The following is a 26,552-nucleotide window of genomic DNA, read 5'->3' as shown; positions in this document are numbered from 1 at the left end:
CGCGCCAAGGCCGCCCTCGACAAACTCGACGTCGCCGAAGGCCTCGCCGAGCTGGAAGGCTCCGCCGCTCGCGTCGCGGTTGACGAAAAACGCATGATCAACTGCCGTGCCGACCTCAACCAACTCGTGCCGTTCAAGTACGACTGGGCCTGGCAGAAGTACCTGGACGGCTGCGCCAACCACTGGATGCCGCAAGAGGTCAACATGACCGCCGACATCGCGCTGTGGAAAAACCCCGAAGGCCTGACCGACGACGAACGCCGTATCGTCATGCGCAACCTCGGCTTCTTCTCCACCGCCGACTCCCTGGTCGCCAACAACCTGGTGCTGGCCGTGTACCGCCTGATCACCAACCCGGAGTGCCGCCAGTACATCCTGCGCCAGGCCTTCGAAGAGGCGATCCACACCCACGCCTACCAGTACTGCATCGAATCGCTGGCCATGGATGAAGGCGAGATCTTCAACATGTACCACGAGATCCCTTCGGTCGCGAAAAAAGCCGCCTGGGGCCTGAAGTACACCCGTTCGATCTCCGATCCGAAGTTCGAAACCGGCACCGTTGAGACCGACAAAGAGCTGCTGCGTAACCTGGTCGCCTACTACTGCGTGCTGGAAGGCATCTTCTTCTACTGCGGCTTCACCCAGATCCTGTCCATGGGCCGTCGCAACAAAATGACCGGCGTCGCCGAGCAGTTCCAGTACATCCTGCGCGATGAGTCGATGCACCTGAACTTCGGTATCGACGTGATCAACCAGATCAAAATCGAAAACCCACACCTGTGGGATGCCGAGATGAAGGAAGAAGCGACCCAGATGATCCTGCAAGGGACTCAGCTGGAGATCGAATACGCGCGCGACACCATGCCACGCGGTGTGCTGGGCATGAACGCGGCGATGATGGAGGACTACCTCAAGTTCATCGCCAACCGTCGTCTGTCGCAGATTGGCTTGAAGGAAGAGTATCCAGGCACCACCAACCCGTTCCCGTGGATGAGCGAAATCATGGACTTGAAGAAAGAGAAGAACTTCTTCGAAACCCGTGTGATCGAGTACCAGACTGGCGGCGCGCTGAGCTGGGACTAAAAGTGTGGGAGCGGGCTTTGTGGCGAGGGAGCTTGCTCCCGCTGGGCCGCGAAGCGGCCCCAAAAGCTTGGGAGCGCTGCGCACTCCAGCGGTAGCAAGCTCCCTCGCCACAGTAAGCCAGCTCCCACATTAATCCGGTTTCACTGACTTATGCCCAATCAAACCATCAAGACCCCCTGCGTCGGCCTGTGCTCCACCGTTTACGGGGACCTGGTCTGCCGGGGCTGCAAGCGCTATCACCATGAGGTGATCCAGTGGAACGGCTACAACGCCGACGAGAAACAGGCAGTGTGGCTGCGCCTGGAGCAATTGCTGGTGCAGGTCATGGCCAGCAAGTTGGAGGTGTTGGATGCGCAGCTGCTGCGTCAGCAGCTTGAGACGCGCAAGATCCGCTTCATGCCGCACCAGTCGGCCTATTGCTGGGCGTATCAGTTGATTGCCCGGGGTGCGCGGGTGATTTCCAAGCTGGACGCGTATGGGCTGGCGCTGCTGCCGGAGTTTCGCGAGCGCAGCCTGGCGGATCTGCGGGATGCGATTGACCGGGAGTTTTTCCTGCTGTCAGAGGCGCATTACGAGCGGTATATCGCACCGGGGTTTATCAGGGAGGCGTTTGGGCCTCCACTGATAGCCAGTTTCTGACTCAGCCATTCCAGGAGGCTGCGCGTTCGGCCTGCAGGTCATAACGCTCGATCGCCTCCTGGCACACCCGCGCCTCCAGACGGCCCTGCTCTACCAACGCCGTCAACGCCGCCAGCACGATGTGATGGCGGTCCACCTCAAAGAAATCCCGCAACGCCGCCCGTGTATCGCTGCGCCCAAAGCCGTCGGTGCCCAACACGGTGTAGTTGGAATCCAGGTAAGAACCAATCATCTGCGGCACGGCCCGCACATAGTCGGACACCGCAATTACCGGTGCGCCTTTGGGCAAGCATTCCTGCACATGGCTGATCCGCGCAGCGGCCTGCGGGTGCAGCCGGTTCCAGCGCTCCACCTCCCGCGCATCCCGCGCCAGCTCGCTGAAACTGGTGACGCTGAACACTTCACTCGCCACCTGCCAATCGTCCGCCAGCAACTGCACCGCCGCCAGGGCTTCGCGCACCAGCGTGCCGGACCCGAGCAGGCGCACCTGGGCATTGGCCGTGCCTTGCAGGCGGTACATACCTTTGATAATCGCCGCTTCAACCCCTTCCGGCAGGCTTGGCTGCGGGTAGTTTTCGTTCATCAGGGTCACGTAGTAGAACTCGTCCACATCCTGTTCCAGCATCTGGCGCATGCCGTGGTCGAGGATCACCGCGAATTCCCCGGCGAACGCCGGGTCGTAGGCGCGGCAGTTGGGCACGGTGGCGGCGATGAGGTGGCTGCTGCCGTCCTGATGCTGCAAGCCTTCACCACCCAGGGTGGTGCGCCCGGCGGTGGCGCCAAGCAGGAAGCCACGGGCGCGTTGGTCGGCGGCAGCCCAGATCAGGTCGCCGACGCGCTGGAAGCCGAACATGGAGTAATAGATGTAGAACGGCAACATGCGCAGGCCATGCACCGAATAACTGGTGGCCGCCGCGACCCAGGAACTGATGGCGCTGGCTTCACTGATGCCCTCCTCCAGGATCTGCCCGTCGGTGGCTTCGCGGTAGCTGAGGATCGAGCCGATGTCTTCCGGCTCGTAACGCTGGCCGACACTGGAATAGATGCCAATCTGTTTGAACAGGTTGGCCATGCCAAACGTGCGCGCTTCATCCGCCACGATCGGCACGATGCGCGGCCCCAGCGCCTTGTCCTTGAGCAGGTTGGTCAACATGCGCACGAACGCCATGGTGGTGGACATTTCCTTGCCGTCGGCCGCCGTGGCGAAGCCGGCATAACCCGATACGGCCGGCACGCTGACCGGGGCAGCGACCTGGCTGCGACTGGGCACGTAGCCGCCCAACGCTGTGCGGCGCTGGTGCAGATAGCGCAACTCCAGGCTGTCCTCGGCCGGTTTGAAGAAGCTCAGGGATTCGGTCTGTTCATCGGTCAGCGGCAACTGGAAGCGATTGCGGAAGGCGATCAACGCATCGCGGTCCAACTTCTTCTGCTGGTGAGTGGTCATCTTGCCTTGCCCGGCCTCGCCCATGCCGAAGCCTTTCTTGGTCTGAGCCAGGATCACCGTGGGTTTACCTTTGACCCGCCGTGCGGCGTGGTAGGCGGCGTGGATCTTGACCATGTCGTGGCCGCCGCGCTTGAGGCGGTCGATCTGCTCATCGCTCATGCCCTCGACCAGCCGGGCCAGGGACTCGCTTTGGCCGAAGAAGTGTTCACGGTTGTAGGCACCGTCCTTGGCGGCGAAGGTCTGGAATTGACCGTCAACCGTGTTGGACAAGGTGTTGACCAGCGAACCATCGGCGTCCTTGGCCAACAACGCATCCCAGTCCGAGCCCCACACCAGTTTGATCACGTTCCAGCCCGCACCGGCAAACAACGCCTCCAACTCATCGATGATGCGCCCATTGCCGCGCACCGGGCCGTCAAGGCGTTGCAGGTTGCAGTTGACCACCCAGGTCAGGTTGTCCAGGCCTTCGCGGGCGGCCAGGGTCAGGGCCGACATGCTTTCCGGCTCGTCCATCTCGCCATCACCGAAGACGCCCCACACGTGGCGGTCGGTGGTGTCCTGCAAGTTGCGGTGCTGCAAGTAGCGCATGAAGCGCGCCTGGAAGATCGAACTGATGGGGCCAATGCCCATGGAACCGGTGGGGAACTGCCAGAAGTCCGGCATCAGCCACGGGTGCGGGTAGCTGGACAGGCCGCGTGCGCCCTGCGCGGGCCCGCCTATTTCCTGGCGATAGTGGGCCAGATCGCTTTCGCTCAAGCGCCCTTCAAGGAAGGCTCGTGCATAGATGCCAGGCGCGGAATGTGGTTGATAGAACACCAGATCGCCGCCGAAGCCCTCGTTGCGGGCGCGAAAAAAGTGGTTGAAACCGACTTCGAACAAGTCCGCCGCGCTGGCGTAACTGGCGATATGACCACCCAGCTCGCCGTACGCCTGGTTGGCCCGCACCACCATGGCCAAGGCATTCCAGCGCACCAGCGAGGCCAGACGTTCTTCGGTAGCCAGGTCGCCGGGGAATGCCGGTTGCTGCGCCACGCTGATGCTGTTGATGTAGGGCGTGCCATGGCGCGGTTTCCAGTCGATGGGCGGCGCACTGGCGTCCTGGGCCAGCAGGTCGAGGATCTGCCGCGCCCGCGCGGGGCCGGCGTGAGTGACCAGGGACGCCAGGGCGTCGCGCCACTCATCCAACTCTTGCTGATCAATCACCGCATTCGTGAAACCGTTCATGGGTACCTCCGGGCTTTTTTTCCAGTTTATGTCGGCGCGGGAGGTTTTTTTGCCTGTTATCAGGCGCGCACCATTGAATTTTGAGCATGATTCACTGCCAATTATGTTTTTTCCAGCACGTTATGCTCAAGCGGGACGATAGCCCGCAATTGTGTTTAAAATGCCGCCCGCTCAACGACCGACGTTTAACGATGACCCCAGACGCACTCGCCACCCTGCACACCCACCTGCTTGCCGCCCTGGCGACTCCGCCGGCTGAAACCCGCCGCCTGTTCCACGGCCGTGGCCGTTGCTGGCCGGGCCTGGAGCAACTGACAGTGGACTGGTTGCAAGGCGTGCTGCTGGTGGCGTTGTTCAAGGAGCCGGACGCTGCGCAGCTGGAAGCCTTGAAGCACTTGCTGCAAACCGAGTTCGGTACGTACACCATCGCCCTGCAACACCGTTACCTGCCGCAAAGCACCACCGAATGGCTGTCGGGCGACCCGGTCGACGAGTTGACCATCACCGAAGGCGGCCTGCGCTACCTAATCGACCTGGGTAAAAAACAGAACAGCGGGCTGTTCCTCGACATGCGTTACGGCCGCAACTGGGTGCGCGAGCAGGCCAAGGGCCAGCGCGTTCTCAACCTGTTTGCCTACACCTGTGGCTTCTCGGTGGCGGCCATCGAAGGCGGCGCCGACCACGTGGTGAACCTGGACATGGCCCGTGGCGCCCTGAGCCGTGGTCGCGACAACCATCGCCTGAATGGTCATGACCTGAGCAACGTCAGTTTCCTCGGCCACGACCTGTTCAAGTCCTGGGCCAAAGTTACCAACAACGGCCCCTACGACCTGGTGATCATTGATCCGCCCTCCTTCCAGAAAGGCAGCTTCCTGCTGACCAAGGACTACCAGCGCGTGCTGCGCCGCCTGCCGGACCTGCTCACGCCACAGGGCACGGTACTGGCGTGCATGAATGACCCGGCCTTCGGCGAAGACTTCCTGATCGACGGTGTCACCCGCGAGGCACCGGGCCTGCGTTTTGTCGAGCGCCTGCAAAACCCGCCGGAATTTCCTGATATTGATGTGCGAAGTGGCTTAAAGGCATTGGTATTCCGCCAGGGCTGATGCCGAAACGTCTTACGCTTGCTACGCTAAGTGATACACCGGGGTGGTGAACCTTCTTACCCCCTTCCCGGTCGATACCTGCATTCCCCGGCCAGACTCGACGGCGTCACGTCGTCGGCTGCCCCGTTTCACCTTTTGGAGAACCGCCCGTGATATCGACCCTGCATGTAGCCAGACTCAAAGCCTGGGGCGCCCACGGCTTTACCGCCACCGGTGTGGTATTGGCCTTCCTGGCCACCCTGGCGCTGCTGGAAAACTCTCCCAAGGCCTGCCTGCTGTGGCTGGGCCTGGCACTGGTGGTGGACGGGGTTGATGGCTCACTGGCGCGACGGGTGAATGTCAGCACGGTACTGCCGAGCTTCGACGGCTCGGTGCTCGACCTGGTGATCGATTACCTCACCTACGTGTTTATCCCCGCACTGTTTATCTATCGCTATATCGACCTGCCGGACTTTACCCATCTCTTCACGGTGTCGGTGATCCTGGTGTCGTCGCTGTTCTGCTTCTGCAACGTCAACATGAAGAGCAAGGACAACTACTTCGTCGGCTTCCCCGCCGCATGGAATGTGGTGGCCTTGTGCGTTTATATCATCCAGCCGGAAGCCTGGGTCACCTTGCTCACCGTGATCGGCCTGGCCCTGCTGACCGTGACGCCGATGAAATTCCTGCACCCGTTCCGGGTGAAACGGTTCATGCCGATCAACATCGCAGTGACCACAATCTGGCTGCTGTGCAGCTTCTTGATGGTGATGGATTACCCGAACACCAACCCATGGACGTTTGGCTTGTGGTCGGTGATGTCGGCGTATTTCCTGGGGATTTGTATCTGGCGGACGGCGTTGGAGTGGCTGGATAAGCGTCACGGTTAAAAATGTGGGAGCGGGCTTGCTCGCGAATGCTGATTGTCAGTCGGTACATTGGGTACTGATACACCGCATTCGCGAGCAAGCCCGCTCCCACATTTGGATTTGCGTATGGCGGGCGAGTAAGATGGCGGCCTTTCGCCCAGCCCCTTCGCTGCGCACCCTGCCAATAATAAGCCCTGCCCATGCCCTTCGAACTCAGCGTAGACCTCACCACCCTGGCCATCCTGGCGGTTGTCGCCTTTATCGCCGGTTTCATCGACGCCATCGCCGGCGGTGGCGGTTTGCTCACCACCCCTGCGCTGCTTACCGCCGGCATGCCACCGCACCTGGTACTGGGCACCAACAAGCTCAGTTCCACCTTCGGCTCGGCCACCGCCAGTTTCACCTTCTATCGGCGCAAGCTGTTCCATCCGCGCCAGTGGGTGCATGCCATCGTCGGCACGTTGATCGGTGCGTTGACCGGCGCCGTGGTCGCCCACTACCTGCCCGCTGAAACCCTGAACAAGATGTTGCCGGTGATTGTGTTCGCCTGCGGCGTGTACCTGCTGTTCGGCGGCACGCCCAAGGCGCCGTTGGACGCCGATGCGCCGATCAAGAAGAAATGGCAATCCACCCAGGGTTTCGGCCTGGGCTTCTACGATGGCGTGGCCGGCCCCGGCACCGGGGCGTTCTGGACCGTGAGCACGATGCTGTTGCACCCCATCGACCTGGTGAAAGCCAGCGGCGTGGCGCGCAGCATGAACTTCGTCAGCAACGCGGCGGCGCTGACGGTGTTCATCATCAACGGTTCGGTGGACTGGATCGTCGGCCTGGCCATGGGCGTGTCGGTGATGTGTGGCGCGTTCTTTGGCGCCCGCAGTGCAATCAGCGGCGGCGCCAAATTCATTCGCCCGGTCTTCATCACCGTGGTCCTTGGCCTGACCGTGCGCTTAGCCTGGCAGCACTGGTTCAGCGTGGCCTAGACGACGGGCCAGGTAGAGGTCGATCAGGTAACGCGCAATCGAACGTGACGCCGGCAACGGCGGCAAGTCGTGGATGTTGAACCACTGCGCGTCTTCGATCTCGTCGGCCTGGGGCACGATGTCACCGCCGGCGTACTCGGCATGGAAACCCAGCATCATCGAATGCGGGAACGGCCAGCACTGGCTGCCCATGTACTGGATGTTCTTGACCTCCACCTGCACTTCCTCGCGCACCTCGCGGATCAGGCAGTCTTCGGCCGACTCGCCCGGCTCGGCAAACCCCGCCAACGTGCTGTACACCCCCGTGACAAAACGTGGCGAACGCGCCAACAGGATCTCGTCGCCACGGGTCACCAGCACGATCATGCTTGGCGAAATACGCGGATAGCTGCGCAAATCGCAGGCCTGGCAATGCATCGCCCGCTCACGCGGCACCTGGACCATGGCCTGGCCGCAACTCCCACAAAACCGGTGTTCCCGCGCCCAGGTGCCGATCTGCGCCGCGTAGCCCAGCACCTTGTAAAGAGTGTGATCGCCTTGCAGCATGAAGCCGCGCAGCCCCTGCCAGCTGCAACCCGGCACTTCAGTAGAAGCATTGAGTTCCAGCAGGTACACCGGCTCGCCGTCGAGGTGGCCGATGCCGTGTTCGGCGAACACCGACAGGTCCTGGCGCTTGAGCCATTCGCGGGGGAACAGCGGGCCGTTGGTGTCATGCAAAAAGCCGTCGCGGCTGCGGGCGACGGCCCAGCCGCCGGGGGTGTCGTTGTCCAGCAGCGTTGTGGTAATCCAGCCTGGGGTCATGTCAGTCAATCCACGAATTCGGGTTTCTGCTTACTCATGTGGGCCGCGATGGCCACGCGCAGGTCGTTGGATTGCAACATAGCCGAGTTCCAGGTGGCAACGTATTCCAAGCCATCATTGACTGTGTGGTCACGCATGTAGCTGATCATGGCCTTGGTGCCGGTGACCGCAATCGGCGATTTGGCGGCGATTTCATGGGCGATGTCCATGACGCCGGCCAACAGGCTCTCCTGGTCGGGATAGACGCGATTGACCAGGCCGATACTGCGCGCCTCTTCAGCGCCGAACTGGCGGCCGGTGTAAGCCAGCTCCCGCAGCATGCCGTCACCGATGATGCGCGGCAGGCGTTGCAAAGTGCCGACGTCAGCGGCCATGCCGATGTCGATTTCCTTGATGGAAAATTGTGCACCTTCGGCGGCGTAGCGCATATCGCAGGCGCTGATCAGGTCGATGGCACCGCCGATGCAGTAGCCCTGGATCGCCGCCAGCACCGGCTTGCGGCAGTTGTCGACGGCATTGAACGAGGCTTGCAGTTCCAGGATCTTGCGGCGCAGCAAGCGCGCGTTGCGGCCCACGTCCTTGCCGAACTCATTGGCCACCGAGGCCAGCATCATCAGGTCGATGCCGGAGGAAAAATGCTTGCCGGCACCGCTGAGCACCACGGCGCGTACGGCGTCGGTGTCTTCGACCCACTGAAAGATGTCGATGATTTCGGTCCAGAACACCGCGTTCATCGCGTTGATCTTTTCCGGGCGGTTGATCTGCACATGGGCAACGTTGCCGGTGAGTTCGACGACGAAAGCTTGGTATTCGGACATGGCAGTGATCCCTGACTGGCGAGTGATAAGGCCCGAACTATAACAAGGGAACGTGACGGCACATCGGCCAAAAACGGGACGGGCAAAGGTAATGGAATGTTGTGGCCGCGCGGTTCATGCAGCGCCGATACATTTCATCCAGGTCGGCTGATTTATCGGCTATACAATCAGGGCCATTGCCTGGAGCCGCCTATGCCGACCCCGTTTCGCTCATCCTTGATCCTCGCCCTGGTGGTCGTGTTCACCGGCATCGGCGCCGGATTGGGCGGGATGTTGCTGGCGTTGTTGCTGCATGGCATTCAGCACCTGGCCTACGGTTATAGCCTGGACAGCCTGGTCAGCCATGAAACCTTCCTGCTGGGCGTGACAGCGGCGGCACCGGAGCGGCGCTTGCTGGTGCTGGTGGTGTGCGGCCTGGTCGCAGGAGTGGGCTGGTGGGTGATTTATCGCTATGGCCGGCCGCTGGTGAGCATCAAGCAAGCGGTGTCGGAAAAGATGCCGATCATGCCGCCCAAGACCACCCTCGCCCACGCCTTGCTGCAAATCATCACCGTGGCCCTGGGTTCGCCTCTGGGCCGTGAAGTGGCACCACGGGAAGTCGGCGCGTTGGTCGCCACCTGGTTATCCCAGCGCGCGCGACTCGACCCGCAGATGCATCGCCTGATCGTCGCCTGTGGCGCCGGTGCGGGCCTGGCGGCGGTGTACAACGTGCCGTTGGGTGGCGCGGTGTTCGTGCTGGAAGTGCTGGTGGGCGCATTCAGTTGGCCGGCGGCGGTGATTGCGTTGGCGACTTCGGCGATTGCAGCCTCGGTGGCGTGGATCGGGTTGGGTGCGGAATCGCAATATGGGGTCCCGCACTTTGTGTTGAACCCTGCCCTGATCGCATGGGCGGTGGTCTGCGGCCCGGTCTTCGGCGTGGCGGCGTACGCTTTCACGCGGCTCACTGGCAAGGCGCGCGCCAATGCCGCCAGGGGCTGGCGCCTGCCGGTGCTGTCATTGATCAACTTCACGATCATCGGCGGCCTGGCGATGGTATTGCCGCAAATCCTCGGCAATGGCAAAGGCCCGGCGCAGCTGGGTTTCGACAATGAACTGACCCTAGGCCTGGCGGCGTTGTTGCTGGTGGTCAAAGTCCTGATCACCACCAGCAGCTTGCGCGCCGGCGCCGAAGGCGGCTTGCTCACCCCCGGCCTGGCCAATGGCGCCTTGCTGGCGATCCTCCTCGGCGGCGCCTGGAGCCTGGTGTGGCCCGGTGTGCCCCTGGGCGCATTCGCAATCATCGGCGCCGCCGCCTTCCTGGCCGCCAGCATGAGCATGCCGTTGACCGCGATTGTGCTGGTGGCGGAATTCACCCGCATCGACCACGACTTCCTGGTGCCGATCATCCTCGCAGTAGTCGGCTCGATGTGCGTCAGCAAGCTGTGCAACCGACGCGGGTGAAAACGCTGCAAAAGGCTGGATAAAACCCCGCGCACACGCCATCCTTCGCGCTTTAAGCCGCCCATTCGCGGCGTTCGACGTTTAAAGGATATGCCCCATGCACGCCCAACCCCTCACCCCCGCCGAATTCGAGTTCATCGAAAACACCCTGCTCAAGTACGGCGACGACCACTCGGTGCTGAACCTGGCCGAACTCGACGGCTACTTCACCGCGCTGGTCTCCAGCCCGGTCCAGGTGGACGTGGCCGAGTGGTTCCCCGCGATCTGGGGCGGCCAGAACCCGGAATGGGACAACATGGACGAAGCGCAAAGTTTCCTCGAACTGTGCGTGCGCCACCTCAACACCCTGGCCGCACAACTGTCCAGCGACGCCAACAGCTTCAACGCCCGCTTCGACGAAACCGAACACCAAGGCCACCCCGTGACCCTCGCCGAAGAATGGTGCTTTGGCTACATCCGCGGCGCCGCCATCGGCAACTGGCCGCAACTGCCGGCAGAACAAGCTGCACTGCTGGAAAAAATCTCCTGGTGCGCCGAACAAGACAACTTCGAACTCCCGGCCGACCTGGACGTACAAGCACACCAGCAACGCGTCAGCGAAATCGAACCGGCAGCGCGGGCGCTGCATGATTACTGGCTGGCGAAGCGGTAATAGCCTGCAGGGCGTCTCCGAAAGACCGAGGTGCCTGCATCGCAGCGATGCGGCGATCCGACAAGCCAGCTCCCACATTTGACCGGGTTCGACCACACAATACCGGTCGGCTCTAAGGCCGCCGCGCTTTGCTTTTGCTTCGGCTTGTGATCTTCGGCGCCCCGTAAAACCACGCTGGCCGAACGCAGGCTTGAATCCGTGGGTAACCCGGCAGGACGCCGGGTTAGCCGCACTGGGCCATGGATGGCCCATTGCGGCGGCCCACGGATTCAAGCCGGAGTGAGGGCACACCGAGCCTAGGCGAGGTGCCGAGTGGTGGGGCGAAGACCTTTTGGTTACTTTTGGGGCGTTTGCCAAAAGTGACCCGCTGTAAGAGCGGAACCCTAAGTGGCCGTTACCGAAGCAACGGATATGTACGCTCACTTAGGCACCGCCCGAATCACCGCCCTCGGCCCATCCCCAGGAATCGCCTTCTCCACCGAAGGCAACTGCGGCGCCTGCACATCCGGCATCGCCCAACTATGCTCCGGCTGCAACCCCCCTTGCGCCCGCCGCATAAACTCATACCGATTCAACGTAATACTGCGCCCCGCCCCACTGTCCCGAATAATGTAAGGCCGCAAAAACACCATCAGATTGGTCTTGTTCACACTGCGCTTTTCATTCCTGAACAACGCCCCCAACCCCGGAATATCCGACAACCACGGCACCGCATCATTACTCTGGCTATACCCATCCTGCAGCAACCCACCGAGCACCATGATCTGCCCGTCATCCAGCAAAATACTGGTATCGATCGCCCGCTTGTTGGTCACCGTCCCGGCCTCCACCGAAGCCCGCGCATCAACCGTACTGACCTCCTGATAGATATCCAGCTTCACCGTACCGCCTTCGGAAATCTGCGGCCGCACATTCAGCTTCAGCCCCACCTCCTCACGCTGTACCGTCTGGAACGGGTTGTTGCTGGTGCCCCCGCCGCCGGTCACATAGCTGCCGGTGACAAACGGAATCGTCTGCCCCACAAAAATACTCGCTGCTTCGTTGTCCAGGGTCAGGAGGTTGGGCGTGGACAGAATGTTGGTGCCACCCTTGCTCTTCAACGCACGCGCCAACACCTTGAGGTCGAGCACCTTGCCGATACCGGGAATATCCACGGTGCCATTGACCAGCCCCACGTTCAGACCCTTGGGCAATACGTCGATACTGGTCTTGCTGGTCGGCGTGCTGTTCACGCCACTGCCGCCGAGGTTCACGCCACCAAACCCGCCCTTGCCACCGAGGTTCCCGGCTTGCCACTGCACGCCGAACTCAGTGGCATCGTCTTCGCCGACTTCTACGATCAGGCTTTCGATCACCACCTGGGCGCGGCGCTGGTCGAGCATGTCGATCACTTCACGCAGGTTGCGGTACAGCGGATCCGGCGCAGAAATCAGCAAGGTGTTGGTGGTGGCGTCGGCCTGGATGGTCACGCCGCCGGCGCTGAACGCGGTGTCTTGATCATTAGCCGTACCGTTGGTGTTAGCCGTTGAACCCGTGGACTGCCCATAACCGGATTGCACACCACTGCCGGTAGGGGTACCGCTGCTGTTTTGCGCGTTGCTCGCGCCTTGGGTGTTCTTGCCATTGCCGCCCATGGCGCTGAGCTTGCCACGCGCGTCGTCACTGACGCCGGAATCGCTCTCACCGGTCAACAACCCACGCAGCGACTGGGCCAATTTGCCCGCCTGGGCGTTGCGCAGGTACACCACGTGCATATTGCTGGGGTTGCTCTGGGCGTTGTCGAGCTTGTAGATCAGGTTGCGCGCCAGCTCGGTGCGCTCCGGGCTGCCGGAGCGGATGATGATCGAGTTGGAACGCGGGTCGCCGATCACGTTGATCTTCTGGGTCTGGTCGGCGCCTTGGGTTTCCAGCAGTTCGGAGACCATGGCGGCGATGTCCACGGCGATGCCGTTCTGTACCATCACCACGTCGGTGTCGATGGCGCTGGGGGTGTCGATGCCGTTGATGATCTGCGCCACCCGCGCCAGGTTTTCCGCGTAGTCGGTGATGACGATGCTGTTGTTGCCGGGGTAGGCGTTGATCGGGTTGTTTGGCGACACGATGGGGCGCAGCACCGGGATCAGGTTCACCGCGTTCTCATATTGCAGGCGGAAGGTGCGCGTCTGCATGCCGCTGCTGCCGGCGCTGTAGATCGGCCCGCCGAGCAATTTGGCATCGGCTTCGGGCACCACCTGGGCCACGCCACCGACGTCGACCACGCTGAAGCCCTGCATGCGCAGCGCCGCCAGCAGCATGTCGTAGGCCTGGTGCGCCGGCACCTGGCCTTCGCTGACCAGGGTGAGGTTGCCCTTCACACGCGGGTCCACCAGGAATTGCTGGCCGGTGGCGCGGGACAGCGCGCGCACCACCGCCTGGATATCCGCGTCGACGAAATTGAGCTGAACCGGCTGGTCACCCAATGGATTGCGTGCCTTGACCACCGCCGGGGCGTGGCCGCGTGCGCTGTTGGTGACCCGGTGTTGCACGGGGGCTTTGGGGGCCGGTTCGCGCAGGCGATCCTGCAAGGTCTCGCCGCTGCTGCGCGTATCGGCAAGCGGTTGGCCGAGTTCGCTGTCCACCAGCAACGGCTTGGTGGCCTGCTGGCTGCTGCATGCGCTCAGGGCCAGCACCAGCAACGGCGCGACCAGACGAAACGGGGGAACTGACCACTTCATGAAGCTTCCTTAGCGCCAAGCGCCTGATCCATGCGAACGGTCCCGGACACAGTGCCGGCCGAGTTGTCGACGGTGTCGAGCCTGCGTTGCAATCGCGCCTCGGACACCTCCAGGGAAAACGAACGGGCATTGCCCAGCAGCCACCCCACCACGGCATCGGCCGGGGCGTTATCGAAGGTCAGCCGCCAACCCGTGGGTTCCAGCGCCTGCAACTGGTAATGGCCTTGCAGACCTGCGCTATCCAAGGTCTGGCGCAACGTGGTTTCGTCGCCTTGCCTGGGCGCGGCGACGTCCTGCAACAGCACCTGCAAGGCTGCGGCCTGGGCGCGCAACTTGGGGGTTTCGGCCTGCCAGTAATCGATCTTCTTCAGCGCGGGCTGCACCAGCACCAGCCAGGTCAGCAAACTCGCCAGCACCAGCCCGGCACCGCCTAACAGGCGTTTTTCGCGCAAGGCCAGGCCGCTCCAGAACACCTGGGCCTGGCTGCGCAGTCGCTGCACTTTATTCATCGCCGGCTCCTGGCTTTTCTGCGGGCTGGGCCGGGGCAATCGTCCAGGCCTGCTCATTGCGGCTGGCGGTAAACCCGGCCTGCGCCAGCGCCGCCTGCCATTCACCCTCGGCGGCCGGGTTACGGCTGTCGGCGAGCAGTTCAACGTGCAAGCTGCCCTGTTCAAAGCTCAGGTTGTCGACGCTGCCGACCATAAATGGCAGGTTGCTGCCGGCCAGTTGCAACAGGCTGGTAAAGCGTTGGCCGGGATCGGCGGCCGCACCGGTCTGGCGGGCGGCCAATTGCTGACGGGCTTGCTGCAAGGGGTTGAGCACCACCGGCAGCTCGGGAAACGCCTGGCGCACCTGTTGGCTCATCAACGCTTTAAGGCGTTGGCCCTCCTCCACCTGACGCGCGGCGTACAGGTTGAGGCCAAGGGTCCAGATGGCGGTGGCAAGCGCGACACAGGCGAGCGCCCGGCCCCATCCAACCGTTGAGGGTTGGCTGAGGCGGCCGTGCAAGCCCCACGTGGGTACCGCGCCACTCCAACGCTGCGCCGCGTCAACCAGTGGCCTCTCCAGCGCCTGCAAGCCGAGCGGGTGCACCGTGCCTTGTTGCAGACTGTCACGTGTCAACAGATAGCCGTCATCCAACGCCGCAGCACCTACCGGCAAGGCAAAGGGTGCCGGGTAAAGCCCGCGCAGCTTGAGTGGTAGTTGCGCGAGCCGCTCCAACCCGGCCTTGGGCACCCACGCGACTTGCACGCGGCCATCGCTTTCGCGCGGGCCATGGGCCACCTGCATCTGCTCAACCGGGCCGAGGATCAGCGCCTGCGCGGCGCAGGCCACGGCCGCCGCCGTTTTCGCAGCGGGTAGCGGGGGCAGCTCCAGGCTGGTGAGCAGGCTGTCGCGCGGGTGCAGGAAACAGTCCATCGCCTGGCGCGATTTAGCCAACTGCGCCAGGCTTTCATACCCTTCTTCAATGACTGCGCCGCGCTCCAGCCAGGCAAATCTGACTTGGCTTTGTGCGGTCAATTGATCCAGCGGCGGCAAACCGATGCGCAGGCGTTTCATACGCCCACCCGCGACCAGATCACGCGCGGCTGACGGTCTTCAGGACGATGCAACAAGGCATCGATCGTCACCCGTCGCTGTTCACGCCGCGCCTGGCCCTGCACGCGGAACCATTCACTGGTAATGCCCACCTGCACTGAGTCTACGGCCACTTGGGGCAAGCGCAGGCGGTTGACGAAATCCCCGCGGTTGATGAACCACTGCCCGCTATCACGCTCAGCCACCAACCCGTGGGCCTGGGACAGGCTGAGCTGCGGCACCACCGCGCTGAGCACTTCGGCGCTGGCGGTGTTGCCGTTGACCCACGTAGGGCCGGGCAACACACTGATATAGGCGTGCATGCGCTGCAACACCATGGGGTCGAGGCCTTCGATGCCGCTCAGGTCATCCAGGCTGCGAAGCATCGGGTATTTGGCGGGCGGTTCATAAGAGGCAATCACCCGCTGGCTGATGCGCCGGCTCACCGCCGGGTCGACGCCGATCAACCGGCACAGCCGCTCAAAGCTCTGCAACTGCTCGGCATCCACCTGCTGGCGATTGACCAGGTTGCGCAGGTTGAACTTGCCCTGCTCATCCTCGATCCGGCCTTCGAAGTCGCCACGTTGGGCGCGGGCCCAGGCCTGGTCAAGGCGGGTCAACACGTCCTTCTGACGTGCGTCCCAGAGCATCTGCCGGCTGCGTTCAAGGCCGCCCTGCAACAACCATTGCCCCTGGATGCGCAGTTGCTCGGCTTCCAGACCACGGGTGAACACGGTCTGGCGCGTGAGCATGGCGCCGGCCAACACGGCGACCACTGCGGCGATCAGCAAGGCGCTGATAATCGCCATGCCTCGCTGCTTCGCCGCTGGGGGCGAATACCGTTTCATGGAGGGCCTTACAACTGCCAGGAGCCGATATCGGCATTCACGCCATCGCCATCTGGCTGGCCGTCGGCACCGAGGGAGAACACGTCGACCTCACCGTTGGCGCCTGGGTTGAGGTAGTGATAAGGGTTGCCCCAAGGATCGTTGGGCAAGCGTTCAAGGTAGGCGCGCCAGTTGCTGTTCTTCGCGTCCGCCGGGCGCTCCACCAGCACTTTCAATCCCTGGTTCATGCTGGGGTAGGAACCGTGGTCGAGGCGATAGAGTTTCAGCGCCTGCATCAACCCACCAATGTCCTGCTTGGCCGCCGTGGCGCGTGCCTGGTCCGGCCGGTCCAGCACCTTGGGCACCACCATGGCGGCCAGGATCCCGAGGATGACCACCACCACCATGATCTCGATCAAGGTGAAACCACGCTGCCCGCGAGGGCCTGGCAATGGGGACGTTAGGCGCGCGATATCCATCTCGACATTCCTTGGCTTGAGTGCAATTCGAGCCGCAGTGTTGCAAGAACACATGTCAGTCGTATTGAAAATCCTCGGGAGTTTCAGTCGCCAATCGGTCAACTGCCAGCGCTAGTCTGCGGGCCTGTTTCCCGGCTTTGAGAGCGCCATGTACGGCCGTCGCAAGGAGCAAGGTTTTACCCTGATCGAGGTGCTGGTGGCGCTGGCGATCATTGCCGTGGCCATGGCCGCCGCTGTGCGCGTGGCCGGGTTGATGACCCAGAGCAACGGCTTGCTGCGGGATAAATCCATCGCGTTGCTGGCGGCGCAGAGTCGCCTGGCGGAACTGCGCCTGGAAGGCCACTTGCGCAGCGGCAGGAAGACCTTCGAGTGTGATCAAGGCCGCCTGAAATTGCGTTGCGAGCAGACCATCAACGCCGATGGCCGCCTGTTTCAGGTCAACCTGCAGGTGCTCGACGCCAGCCGCGAAGCGCCGCCCCTGGCGCGGCTGGACACCCAGGTCATGGCCGAGTGAGCAGCGGCAGCGCTGGGCCGTCCGGCAACTTGTCGAGGTTGACGCGCAGCTTTTCGCCACCGCGTTCGATTTCCACACCGTCACCCTGGATGGCGGTCAGCCGCACGCCGGGGCTAAGGCGTTCACCCACTAGAAAGCTGCGCGGCGGGCCGTCGTTGAGACTCAGGATCGCCACCGCACCACGGGCGCCTGCCAACACGCCAGTGACTTTGACTTGCAGCGCCGTCGGCGCATTGGAAAACCATTGCAGCGCCGGGTTATCGCTGCGCGCCGCGAGTGCCTGGGGCGTGGCTTGGGGCGTGTGGGATTCTGCCGTGGTCAGCAGCAGCGGCGTCCAAACCGCCACGCCCGCCAGGGCGGCCAGCACCCCCAGCGCCTGCACGCCATGGGCCAGAGTGAAACGAGGGGCAAATGCCATGGGGAGGACCTCCTGTTTGTCCGTCGCACCAGCCTACAGATCAATTCGCACGCTTTTATTTCACAGACTCCCCAGTTCTCCAGGAAGCCCGCGATGAAACAGCAAGGTTTCACCCTGATCGAGCTGATGGTGGTGCTGGTAATCATCGGCATCGCCAGTGCCGCCATCAGCCTCACGATCAAACCCGACCCGCTGCACCTGCTGCGCAAAGACGCCGAGCGCCTGAGCCAGTTGCTGCAGGTGGCCCAGGCCGAAGCCCACGCAGACGGTCGCCCCATCACCTGGCGTGCGGATGCCAAGGGCTTTCGCTTCATCCGCCGCAGCGATGACGGGACGAGCGTGGAGTCCTTCCAGGGCGACACCCAACTGCGCCCGCGCCTCTGGGAAAGCACGCCCATGCAGATCAACATCGAACCCCGGCAAACCCTGGTACTCAATGCCGAGTGGATCAACCCTCCGTTGCGGGTGGTGCTGTCCGCTGGGCAGCACAGCCTCAGCCTGCAACGCGACGCTGCGGGTTTGATGCGCGTGGTGAGTCAACCATGAACAGGTCCCAGCAAGGCTTCACCCTGATCGAAGTGATGGTGGCGATCATGCTCATGGCGGTGGTCAGCCTGATCGCCTGGCGTGGGCTGGACAGCGTGACCCGTGCTGATCAGCACTTGCAGGCGAGCAGCGAGCAGACCGAGGTGTTGCTGCGGGCGCTGAACCAGATGCAGCGCGACGTCAGCTTGCGCGCCAGTGTGGAGCTGGTTGCAACCGATAGGGCGCAAGACCAGACGCCCAAAACCGAAGGGCTGGCCGCCGTGACCGTACGCAGCTCCGACAGCAAGGGCTTCAGGCTGGACGTGATCCGCAGCGCCCCGATGGCCGGGGATGGGCTGCAACGCGTGCGCTGGTGGCTCAAGGGTGGCTCGCTGTATCGCGCAGCCGCCCCGGCGCGGGACCGATACCCGCTGCCGGCGGCGAAAGATGGGGTGGTGGTGTTGACCGGTGTGAGTGACCTGCAGGTGCGAGTGTGGGACGCGGACAAGGGATGGCGACAATTGAGCGGTAATCGTCGGGAGGACCCGCTGGGACTGGAAATCAGCCTGGTGCGGCAGACGCCTCAGGGCGTGGAAAAGTACCGGCAGGTGGTAGGGCCGTTGAAGTAGAGGCGGCTGCCTGGCCACCCCTGAACCCTTATTTGCCGCGCTCCCCCGTCTCAAGCCACACCTTGCTGACACTCAAGGTGGTCGCCAGTTTTTCCATGCGAGCAACCGGCAAACCCCGTGAAAACCAATTATTGAGGCACTGCGGGCTGATGCGCATCCATTCGGCAAATGCCGTGGGTGGAATGCCATAGGTGTTGAGCACCGAACGCAAGCGCTGGCCGGAATGGAGGATGGGGGGTTGTTGTGCGGTGTGGCGTCGGGGGGACTTTTTTCGGGTGTTCATGGATGGTCGGCTCCCTGCCGTGGTGGTTTCCATGAAGCACTATAAGCAGCGATAACGGAAATTGGCAGACGTCTGTAGACGCACGCAACAAGCAAACAGAACAGGCCTACAAGAGGATCTAGACATATCCTACAGACAGGGACGATCACTTCAGCCAGTAGGTGCCATCTGCTCACAAGCACCGACCTGCGGGACCAGTTGGATATCCACACGCCGATTAGCGGTACGCCCGGCCTCGGTCTCATTGCTGGCGATCGGCTGATTGGCCGCCAAGCCCTGCACCGCAAAACAGCTGTCAGGGATATCGCCCATACGTTGCATCCAGTCACGCACGGCGGAAGCACGGGCATGGGACAAGGTCATATTCTGTTCCATGGCCCCGGTCGCATCGGAATGCCCTGCGATCACGATCAGCCAACCTGGCTGCGCCTTGATGCCGACCAGCGCGTTGATCAGCACTTTGGTCGAGTCGGGTTTCAAGGTGGCACTGCCTGCATCGAACAGCGACAAACTATCCAGCCGCACGGGCTCCGGCATCGGCGGTTGACTGCTAGGCCCCATCAGCCATGTCCGCCAGCCGAACCCCGCGAGCACGGCAACCATCAGCCACCCGGCAAACAACCACAGGGCCATGCGCCGCCTGCGGGGCTGTACTGGCGGAGGCGGCAGAATCACCACAGGCGTCACCAACATCGGCGTCATCACCCGCATGGGGGCGAGCACTGCTTCGCCCACGACGAGGTTCCGCTCCAGACGCTGGATCAGGTGACCAACCTGATAGCGCAGAGCCTGCAACGTCAGCAGAGGGCTGGTTAGTTGAGGGGCTAAGCGGGCGTGCAGCCGAGCCAGTTCAGTGTCCAATTGAACCAGGGCGGCCTCACTGTGCGCTGTTGTCGCCAGGCTGCGCAGCAGCAGTTGCAGTTGGTCGCATAACCAACCCAGCAGGTCCAGGCGCACGGACTCCATTGCCGGCCACAGATGGCGCCATTCGCTGCTCAAGGCTCCCAGCAACACTATGCCTTGGGTGATACCCTCCAGCCCGTGGCGCTGACTGCGGGCCACGGTGTAAAAGCACGCGGTTTGCAGCTCTGCACCATTTTCCTCGAACAACGCCAGGCACAATTGCTCCACCCTGGCCCAGTCCACATCCGGGCAGGCAGGATGGCTCAGCTTGGCCAACTCTTCACGTAATGCCGCGAACTCACTGAAGCCACGCGGATCCCCCCCCAACCGGATACGCATCTCAAATAACGCCGTCATCGGGCTTCCCTTCCGTTATCGGTTCAAGACTTCGACAGGTAATGCTGTCGCTTCAAGTGACGTACCAGTACCCTGCCCTCGGGAGCCAGGGTGGTGCCGAAGCTGACGTGCTGCCCATCTTTGAGTTGCGCGTCCAAGGCATATTCCAGATGCCCCGGCAGTGCCTGCGGCAGCAGTTCAATAGCGACAGCCGCCAGCCGTGGTTCGTACTTGAGCAAGGTAGCGGTCATGGTGCCGATCAAGCCGTGGGCCGAAGCGGGCAAGCCTTGCAGGATCAGACCCATGTCCGGCAGCCCGTAATCCGGCAAGTGGCTCAGCGCACCCGCGCGGCTATTGAGGATGCGTTGCAGGTTGTCCAGCACCGACAGGGCATGCTGGTCTTCCTCGCTGACGCGATGCAGTTCCAACTCGCCGTCGAAGTTCTGCAGCAGCATTTCGTACAGCGAAGGGTTGTACTCGGTCATGACTCAATCCTTGGCCAGGGGCCGCAGGGTCAGGCGGTTGTCACCCAACTCGATGATCCGCGCGGCATCCGGGTCCAGCTCATCGCGGGCCAGCGTCAGCCGCCAGGTGTTCAATTGCGTATCGGGGCTGCGAAACAGCGCCACCACCGTGACGTACTGCGCATCCTTGTCCATCGGCACGTTCAGCTGTGCGCCCTCCTCGGGCTTGACCACCACCGTGTGTTTATCCAGCAACGCACTGGCCAGCACTCGATCGTCATCGCTCAGCAAATCGTCGTAAGTCGCTTGCTCGACCGTTTTGCTTTCGCGCAGTTGGTACACCCGCACCAGGGTTGGCACCGACAAGGCGCTCATGTCGGTGGCATCTGTGTTCAGCGCCGTGCGTGCACTGAAATCCAGATGCAGGGTTTTCACCTGCTTGTAGAAGATCGCCTTGGCGGTGGACGCAGTGCCATCGGCCACCGTCTGGGCTAGCCCACAGCCGCTGAGCACGACGAACATCACCAGACTAAAAACGGTACGCAACATGCTGTGTCTCCCGGTTGAAGGGATTAATCGAAAGGCCCTGATAACGGCCCAGGTTGATCGTGAGAGTGTCGTGCTCCGTCGCCTGCCAGGCATTGCTGCCCAAGCCCAGTACGCCGGTCATGCCAAGCTGAATGGCAGATTGCCCCAGCACCGGCGTAGGCAAACTGTGTACCGGCAGCGACAACTGCAATTTCGCCGTGCAACGCCACCCGAGGTACACGCGCAGCAGCACCAGAAAATCGCTATACAGCTCGCCACCGGGTAACCAACCCCGGGCTTCGTCTGTGTCTTCGGTGTGGAGCGTCAAGCGCAACTGGCTGTTGGCATCAAAACCGACGCTGCCCAACGGCGTACCTTGAGACAAACTCACCGGACGTTGGCGGGAAAGGCTGGCCGGCTGTTCCAGGGCAATTTTCTGTGGCCAATGCGCGGTCACCTGCGCCTGGGTGTTGGACGCCAGCAACTTGACCAGTGCGGCGATGCCCTCGGCATTACGCGTAGGCAGACGCATCACACTGAGCAAGGCCAGAAAGCGCGATACCGGCGTGGCGACTTGCTGCGCGGTGCCGGGAATACCCAGGCCGATCAGGCCAAGCAGGCATTGCGAAGTGGCATCGGTGCCGCCTGCTTCGAATGTCGCCGGGTAGGAGTACTTGCGCCAGATCCGGTAGAACTGGGTGAAGATCCGGTGGTTGAAGATATCCAGGAAGGCTTCCAGCGCGTCATGCCCTTCCCGGCGCTGCGCGATGTCGTCCAGAAACGCCGTCGGCAGCGGCGAATCGACCCCGTACAATCCAAGCAAACGCGTGCGTACCGTCGCGGGTCTCTCCGGGTAGGCTTCATCGGTTTCAATCGACTTCAACTCAGCGGCCGGAAAGCCCATGCCCGGATCGGGACGAAAGCGCACGGCGTCATCAGCCGGGTGCGCGGTACTGCCCAGGGCTGGGTGATCGGGCAAGGCCTGCTCCAGCAACTGGCAAAACCGATACAGGTTGGCCTCGGCCACCTGCCCCTGCACGGCGTCGAGCAGACCGCTGGCGTTCAGCCGGGAATACGCTGACTGTGGTTCTCGTTCCATCGCAGGCACTTTCCAGTAGGTTGCAGGATCAGCGTGAGCTGGGTGTACAGATGAATGTCGGCGTACAGGGCAAAGAAGCGGTTGAGCATCTCGCCGAACAAGCTGATATCGCCCTCCCCCGAAAAGCCATTGGCGTCCAGGGTGATCTCGATATCCACGCCACGCAGCAGAAAGCCTTTTTCAAAACGCTGCACCAGGTGATGCTTGACCTCGGCAATCGCCGCCAGGCGACGGCGGTTGAGTTCGCTACCGGTCCAGTCATACAGCGCCAGGGTGCCGCGCAGCACCTCGGCGCTGTCGAGCATCGGCAGGAAGTTCGAGCCCAGGTGGCTGAGCACTCGCCAGTGAAAGCGGTCGCGATTCGGCGGGTAGCACGGCTGGCTCGGCGCACACAGGTTGCGCACGCGCAAACCGGCTTGGGTGGACTGCACCACCGTATCCAGCAGGGTGCTTTGCAGCGCCTTGCGTGGTAATTGGCCGTGAGTGCCGGTCAAGCGCAGCGACAGGCTTTCACGCTCGCGCAAGCGGTCCTTGTCGAAGCCCTCGCCGCCGAGGATCAGCCAGGTGTCATGCAAGCCATTCGCCGCGCGTTTCAAGCGCGTGTGAAAGTAGCGCTCCGGGGCTTCGTCGCGCAGCATGCCGCCCTTGTGGCGAAAGCTGGTGAACGGCACGTAGTCCTGGCGTTCGGCGTTCCTTGACACGGTCACCCGGTCTACGGAGTAGATCTCGGTATGCCCGTCCTGCAGGCGCATCGGGCGCAGCAGGTAGTCGGTCTGCAGCGGCGCCAAGGTCAGCGGGTCGGCCTCCAGCGGGAACAGGTTGATTACCGGCACCGCGTGCAGGCGGATGTGTTCGCCGCTCAAGTCGAAGTTTGCCGGCCAGGGTTCACGCAACACCACTTCGAGTTCGAACCAGGCAGTGCCTGGTGTGATCTTCAATTGCTCCAACCCACACAGGGTCACGAACATGAATTTCTCGCGGAAGCTGAAATACTCCAGCAACAGCTGGTAACCACTGAAAGCACTGTCGCCCTTGGGCCACAGCCGGTCCTCCTCGGCGAAGCCCTTAGGCGAAAAATGCGCGTTCAACGGCTGGCGCTCGGTTTGGTCCGGCCAGCGCACATAGATCGCTTGCGCATTCAGGGTCAGTGCCTGATGCAGCGCACTGGCCAGGGGTGCATCGGCATTCAGGTACAGCGGCAAACGGCTCAGGTCGATCTGGCTCCAGTCCGTCAACGCGCCACAGGCGAAACGCAGACGCAGCACTGAGCGACCATCCCATTCATGGCCACGCCCCACCGACTCCAGGGCCAGCGGCCGTAGGGTCAGGTTCTGGGTGGTGGTGTAACGGCAGCGGGTGCGTTGTGGGCCGATGGGTTGCGATAGCACCTCAAAGCCTTGAGCGATCAACTCGCTGCGTTTCATCTGTGCCAGTTCAGGCACCAGTTCGACCACCGACAGCGACGGGATGGTGCGCAGGTAATGTGGCCATAGCAGGCTGACCAGGCCTTCGGTCAACTCCGGCAGGTCATCGTCGAGCTTTTCCCGCAGGCGGCCCATCAAGAAGGCGAAGCCCTCGAACAGACGCTCTACGTAGGGGTCCTGCGCGCCCGGTTTGTCCAGGTTGAGTTGCGCCGCCCGATCCGGGAACGCGTCGGCGAACTCCTTGCCGGCCTCGCGCAAGTAGCGCATTTCGGCATCGAAGTAGCGCAGTGTCAGATTTTCCATGCTCACAGAAAGAATCCTGATGTAGAAGGGTTAGCCGCACAGCACGGCGGCGCGTACCGGGTCGATGGCCACCAGCGCCGCCAGCAGGGTTTCCATGCGTCGCGCCAGGGTGGGTTTGTCGGCGTCATTGCGCTGGGCCTTCACGCGCAGCAGTTTGAGCAGGCGTGCCTTGACCTCGAAATTCAGTTCGGGCTCCCACTCGGCCAAAGCCTGGCGTTGTGCCGTGGCATCCAACTCCGTCAGTAAATGGATAGCCAAGTCACCCTTGCCGTACTGCTCCGCCACCCGCGCCATCAGCAGGCGCAGCAGCCAGCGTTGACGTCCGGTGTGGATGCCGGGGCGTGCGGCCAGCCAGGCCAGCGCCGGCTCCACCCCCTCACTGTCGGCCTGGGCTATGGCCTCGCCTTCCAGGGACAAAATATCGACATCACCGCTGGCCGGCGCGACTGAAGGCACAGGCAACCATTGCTGAGGCTGGTTGCCGCTGACGTGCTGGGCAATCCACTCGCGGGTAGTCTCATCGGCGAACGGGCTGCCGTCACTCCAACACAACACCTCCAGACCCGGCAGGCGTTCCAGGAACATGCCCAGGTCACGCTGGGTGATGTCGGCCCAGCGGTCCTGCGGTGCGGGTTGTTTGCTCAGTGCCTGGAACAGATACCACTGCAAGTCGAGCCAGAAATGGTTCACCCCCTCGGCATAGATCCGCTCGACCTGGTCGATCAGTTCCGTCCAACTCTGTTGCAGGTACAACCGTTTGAGCTGTGCCCGGTAGTCACCTCGCGGCGGCGCCAGGCGCGTCTTGTTGTCCACCTCTTGCGGCGGGGCCTGGTGGATCGTGTCCCAGCGCAGGCTTTTCATCAGTCGGTGGGCCGCCAACCAGCCCAGAGGTTGTTCGCGCAGGTAACCCGCCAAGGCCCGGCCACTGTCCAGCAAGTCGCGACCGGATTTGATGTGCGGCGCGGGCGACTCATGGTTGGAGGTGTTCTGAGGCACCACCGCGTCCATACCGCCGGACTGCGCAAGTCTCGCGGATAAGGCGGTATACAGCGGCGCCAAATCCGGACACTGCTCCTGCGGCCACGCACTCAACCCACGCTCCAACCAGGCAAGGGCCGCAGCGGTGCGCTCGGCCTCGACCTTGACCACCTCCGGGTACAGCGACAGCGTGTCCAGCACTTTGCCACTGGCCAACCACTCCAGCGCCATCTTGCGGCTATTAGGGCGAATGGGCAGCACGGCGTCGGAGAAGCGTTCCACCAATGCCGCCAACAAGCTGAGGCCATCGGCCAAGCCCACTTCGCCGTCCTTCTGCAAGCGTGCCCAAAGGTAATAGGTGGCCACACGCAGATCCTTACAGCTGTGGGTCAGCAGCTTCTGCGCCAGCTGGGCCACCTGCTCGGCATCGGCGCCGGAGAGTTTGTTGACCTCTTCGCGCATGCGCTGAAAGTCATCGTCGTAGCCGGGGTCTTCGCCGACGGGGGATTCGGCGCTGATGGGTTGCAGCCAGGAATGCCAGTGGGAAGCTTGCTCGAGGGCGATGGACAGGGCGTCGCGTTCGCCGAGGCAGCGGGCGATCAAAGTACGTAGGCTCATGGGAAACTCCCGTTTTGCGCATACGGCGTTTCCACGGCGTTCTCGCTGAGGAAGATCTGCTGGGGCAATTTAAAGCCCCTCAACTTGAGCAACGCTAGCGGCCCGGCATCCAGCTCGGTGCGCAGATGCCAAATCAGGTTCAAACCATCGGGAGCCTTGAGCACCATGCGGTAGCGGCTGTCACCGTCATCCAGCGGTGTGACCTGGGCTTTTTCCAGCAAGCGGATCAGGCCCCAGGTACCAGGGTAATCACCGAACAACCGTTCGCCGGCCAGCAGGCTGGTCCAACTCAGGCTGACGCCGGGATAGTCACTGCGCCCCGGCCAATTGAAACGCTGCCAGCTCTCCTTCTGGTTGAAGTACTGGTGTTTGTCGCCATTGAGGATGAAGGTGGTTTGCACCACATCGCGCACGGGTTTGCCTTGCAGCTCAAAGCTCAGTCCCATGCCGCCGTCGGTGTAGAGCACATCGGCCAGGTCGCTGAGCTGGTTGATGGCCGCCAGAAATTGCGGGTTAAAGCGCAGCCCTTGGCTGTGGCGTGGATCGGCCACCCAACGACTACCTTCCTTGCGCAACACGCCGCTCAATTGCCGCTGCAAGAACTGCTCGATGCGCCCAGAGTCTGCACGGATCATCTGGCCCAGCATCGGCAAAGACGCATCACTGGTGGTGGCTGTGAATGGATAGCGGCTGGCGAAGGCATCGTTCCAATGGCTGACGATCGAGCGTTGCCATTGGCTATTGATCCCGGCGGCAGATGGTTGCAAAACACGTTGCCAAGCGTGCTCAAGCGGTTGTACGAACAGCGTTTGTGCCGCCCCACCCCACTCCGAGCCCAGGCTGGCCGCCAATAAGTTCCCATACGCTTGCGTGTCGGTCAGGTCGATGCTGCGACCT

The 26,552-nt window shown here is 62.6% G+C and carries 27 protein-coding genes; 10 read left to right on the top strand and 17 right to left on the bottom strand.

What is annotated here, in order from left to right; all coding sequences use genetic code 11:
• Both HX812_RS29630 and HX812_RS29625 read left to right on the top strand, forming a co-directional pair.
• Positions 1-1,083 (top strand): ribonucleotide-diphosphate reductase subunit beta (locus HX812_RS29630; RefSeq protein ID WP_028615974.1); only part of this gene is annotated, 1,083 nt, incomplete at its 5' end.
• A gap of 150 nt (positions 1,084-1,233) precedes the next feature.
• Entirely contained in the window at positions 1,234-1,722 is a 489-nt protein-coding gene (locus HX812_RS29625; protein ID WP_038847922.1) for a DUF1289 domain-containing protein, read from the top strand.
• 1 nt (position 1,723) lies between these two features.
• Here HX812_RS29625 and mdeB read toward each other — a convergent pair whose 3' ends face one another.
• Complete coding sequence (mdeB, locus tag HX812_RS29620; protein ID WP_038847919.1) at positions 1,724-4,390, bottom strand: alpha-ketoglutarate dehydrogenase; 2,667 nt, start codon at positions 4,388-4,390, stop codon at positions 1,724-1,726.
• A gap of 191 nt (positions 4,391-4,581) precedes the next feature.
• Here mdeB and HX812_RS29615 point away from each other — a divergent pair, with 191 nt between their 5' ends.
• The 3 genes from HX812_RS29615 (at position 4,582) to HX812_RS29605 (ending at position 7,324) form a co-directional block, all read left to right on the top strand.
• Complete coding sequence (locus HX812_RS29615) at positions 4,582-5,496, top strand: class I SAM-dependent methyltransferase (protein WP_038847916.1); 915 nt, start codon at positions 4,582-4,584, stop codon at positions 5,494-5,496.
• 149 nt (positions 5,497-5,645) lie between these two features.
• Entirely contained in the window at positions 5,646-6,365 is a 720-nt protein-coding gene (gene pcsA / locus HX812_RS29610) for a phosphatidylcholine synthase (RefSeq protein WP_038847913.1), read from the top strand.
• 179 nt (positions 6,366-6,544) lie between these two features.
• Positions 6,545-7,324 (top strand): TSUP family transporter, encoded by a 780-nt coding sequence (locus HX812_RS29605; RefSeq protein ID WP_033898325.1) that lies wholly within the window; start codon positions 6,545-6,547, stop codon positions 7,322-7,324.
• Here the strand turns inward: HX812_RS29605 and nudC are convergent.
• Complete coding sequence (gene nudC / locus HX812_RS29600) at positions 7,292-8,125, bottom strand: NAD(+) diphosphatase (protein ID WP_033898318.1); 834 nt, start codon at positions 8,123-8,125, stop codon at positions 7,292-7,294. The two genes, HX812_RS29605 and nudC, sit on opposite strands and share 33 nt — an antisense overlap.
• 5 nt (positions 8,126-8,130) lie before the next feature.
• A complete protein-coding gene (locus HX812_RS29595) occupies positions 8,131-8,943 on the bottom strand; it encodes a crotonase/enoyl-CoA hydratase family protein (protein WP_038850151.1) in 813 nt (270 codons plus the stop codon).
• A 192-nt stretch (positions 8,944-9,135) separates the two neighbouring features.
• On the opposite strand from HX812_RS29595, the gene HX812_RS29590 reads away from it, so the two are divergent.
• Together HX812_RS29590 and HX812_RS29585 are read left to right on the top strand one after the other, a co-directional pair.
• Complete coding sequence (locus HX812_RS29590; RefSeq protein WP_038850153.1) at positions 9,136-10,383, top strand: chloride channel protein; 1,248 nt, start codon at positions 9,136-9,138, stop codon at positions 10,381-10,383.
• A 97-nt stretch (positions 10,384-10,480) separates the two neighbouring features.
• Positions 10,481-11,035, top strand: a complete 555-nt coding sequence (locus tag HX812_RS29585; RefSeq protein ID WP_038850155.1) for a UPF0149 family protein — start codon at positions 10,481-10,483, stop codon at positions 11,033-11,035.
• A 419-nt stretch (positions 11,036-11,454) separates the two neighbouring features.
• On the opposite strand, the gene gspD is transcribed toward HX812_RS29585, so the two are convergent.
• Genes gspD through gspG form a run of 5 tightly spaced genes read right to left on the bottom strand, consistent with a single transcriptional unit; the run spans position 11,455 to position 16,633 of the window.
• Positions 11,455-13,749, bottom strand: coding sequence for a type II secretion system secretin GspD (gene gspD, locus HX812_RS29580; RefSeq protein WP_038845772.1), 2,295 nt, complete (start codon positions 13,747-13,749; stop codon positions 11,455-11,457).
• Complete coding sequence (gene gspM, locus HX812_RS29575) at positions 13,746-14,258, bottom strand: type II secretion system protein GspM (RefSeq protein ID WP_038845774.1); 513 nt, start codon at positions 14,256-14,258, stop codon at positions 13,746-13,748. Before gspM ends, gspD begins: the two co-directional genes overlap by 4 nt.
• Positions 14,251-15,309: a type II secretion system protein GspL gene (gene gspL / locus HX812_RS29570; protein ID WP_038845776.1), complete on the bottom strand. Its 1,059-nt coding sequence runs from the start codon at positions 15,307-15,309 to the stop codon at positions 14,251-14,253. The genes gspM and gspL overlap by 8 nt, the downstream gene beginning before the upstream one ends.
• Entirely contained in the window at positions 15,306-16,175 is an 870-nt protein-coding gene (gspK, locus tag HX812_RS29565; RefSeq protein ID WP_161630235.1) for a type II secretion system minor pseudopilin GspK, read from the bottom strand. The genes gspL and gspK overlap by 4 nt, the downstream gene beginning before the upstream one ends.
• Before the next feature lie 8 nt (positions 16,176-16,183).
• The gene (gene gspG / locus HX812_RS29560) at positions 16,184-16,633 is read right to left on the bottom strand and encodes a type II secretion system major pseudopilin GspG (protein ID WP_033901551.1); all 450 of its coding nucleotides are present in this window, start codon (positions 16,631-16,633) and stop codon (positions 16,184-16,186) included.
• A gap of 148 nt (positions 16,634-16,781) precedes the next feature.
• On the opposite strand from gspG, the gene gspI reads away from it, so the two are divergent.
• Positions 16,782-17,147, top strand: a complete 366-nt coding sequence (gene gspI, locus HX812_RS29555; protein ID WP_038845783.1) for a type II secretion system minor pseudopilin GspI — start codon at positions 16,782-16,784, stop codon at positions 17,145-17,147.
• Here the strand turns inward: gspI and HX812_RS29550 are convergent.
• The gene (locus HX812_RS29550; protein WP_033901549.1) at positions 17,134-17,565 is read right to left on the bottom strand and encodes a type II secretion system protein N; all 432 of its coding nucleotides are present in this window, start codon (positions 17,563-17,565) and stop codon (positions 17,134-17,136) included. The two genes, gspI and HX812_RS29550, sit on opposite strands and share 14 nt — an antisense overlap.
• A gap of 93 nt (positions 17,566-17,658) precedes the next feature.
• On the opposite strand from HX812_RS29550, the gene gspH reads away from it, so the two are divergent.
• Entirely contained in the window at positions 17,659-18,111 is a 453-nt protein-coding gene (gene gspH, locus HX812_RS29545; protein ID WP_038845784.1) for a type II secretion system minor pseudopilin GspH, read from the top strand.
• Positions 18,108-18,719 (top strand): type II secretion system protein GspJ, encoded by a 612-nt coding sequence (locus HX812_RS29540; RefSeq protein WP_038845786.1) that lies wholly within the window; start codon positions 18,108-18,110, stop codon positions 18,717-18,719. The genes gspH and HX812_RS29540 overlap by 4 nt, the downstream gene beginning before the upstream one ends.
• A gap of 28 nt (positions 18,720-18,747) precedes the next feature.
• On the opposite strand, the gene HX812_RS29535 is transcribed toward HX812_RS29540, so the two are convergent.
• The 8 genes from HX812_RS29535 to HX812_RS29500 all read right to left on the bottom strand — a co-directional run.
• Positions 18,748-19,002, bottom strand: coding sequence for a hypothetical protein (locus HX812_RS29535; RefSeq protein ID WP_038845788.1), 255 nt, complete (start codon positions 19,000-19,002; stop codon positions 18,748-18,750).
• A gap of 150 nt (positions 19,003-19,152) precedes the next feature.
• Entirely contained in the window at positions 19,153-20,262 is a 1,110-nt protein-coding gene (locus HX812_RS29530) for an OmpA family protein (RefSeq protein WP_038845790.1), read from the bottom strand.
• A 23-nt stretch (positions 20,263-20,285) separates the two neighbouring features.
• The gene (gene tssE / locus HX812_RS29525) at positions 20,286-20,726 is read right to left on the bottom strand and encodes a type VI secretion system baseplate subunit TssE (protein ID WP_038845792.1); all 441 of its coding nucleotides are present in this window, start codon (positions 20,724-20,726) and stop codon (positions 20,286-20,288) included.
• Positions 20,727-20,729: 3 nt separating this feature from the next.
• Positions 20,730-21,254, bottom strand: coding sequence for a type VI secretion system lipoprotein TssJ (tssJ, locus tag HX812_RS29520; RefSeq protein WP_038845795.1), 525 nt, complete (start codon positions 21,252-21,254; stop codon positions 20,730-20,732).
• Positions 21,235-22,332: a type VI secretion system baseplate subunit TssG gene (tssG, locus tag HX812_RS29515; protein WP_038845797.1), complete on the bottom strand. Its 1,098-nt coding sequence runs from the start codon at positions 22,330-22,332 to the stop codon at positions 21,235-21,237. The genes tssJ and tssG overlap by 20 nt, the downstream gene beginning before the upstream one ends.
• Positions 22,296-24,065: a type VI secretion system baseplate subunit TssF gene (tssF, locus tag HX812_RS29510; protein ID WP_038845800.1), complete on the bottom strand. Its 1,770-nt coding sequence runs from the start codon at positions 24,063-24,065 to the stop codon at positions 22,296-22,298. The genes tssG and tssF overlap by 37 nt, the downstream gene beginning before the upstream one ends.
• A 24-nt stretch (positions 24,066-24,089) precedes the next feature.
• Positions 24,090-25,655, bottom strand: a complete 1,566-nt coding sequence (gene tssA, locus HX812_RS29505) for a type VI secretion system protein TssA (RefSeq protein WP_038845802.1) — start codon at positions 25,653-25,655, stop codon at positions 24,090-24,092.
• A partial coding sequence (locus HX812_RS29500) for a type VI secretion IcmF C-terminal domain-containing protein (RefSeq protein ID WP_306173397.1) occupies positions 25,652-26,552 on the bottom strand: 901 nt, incomplete at its 5' end. The genes HX812_RS29500 and tssA, both read right to left, overlap by 4 nt.

This window comes from Pseudomonas sp. IPO3749 (assembly GCF_013386605.1).
Classification (GTDB): Bacteria; Pseudomonadota; Gammaproteobacteria; order Pseudomonadales; family Pseudomonadaceae; genus Aquipseudomonas; species Aquipseudomonas azotoformans_A.
This window is presented reverse-complemented; position numbering and strand designations above follow the sequence as displayed.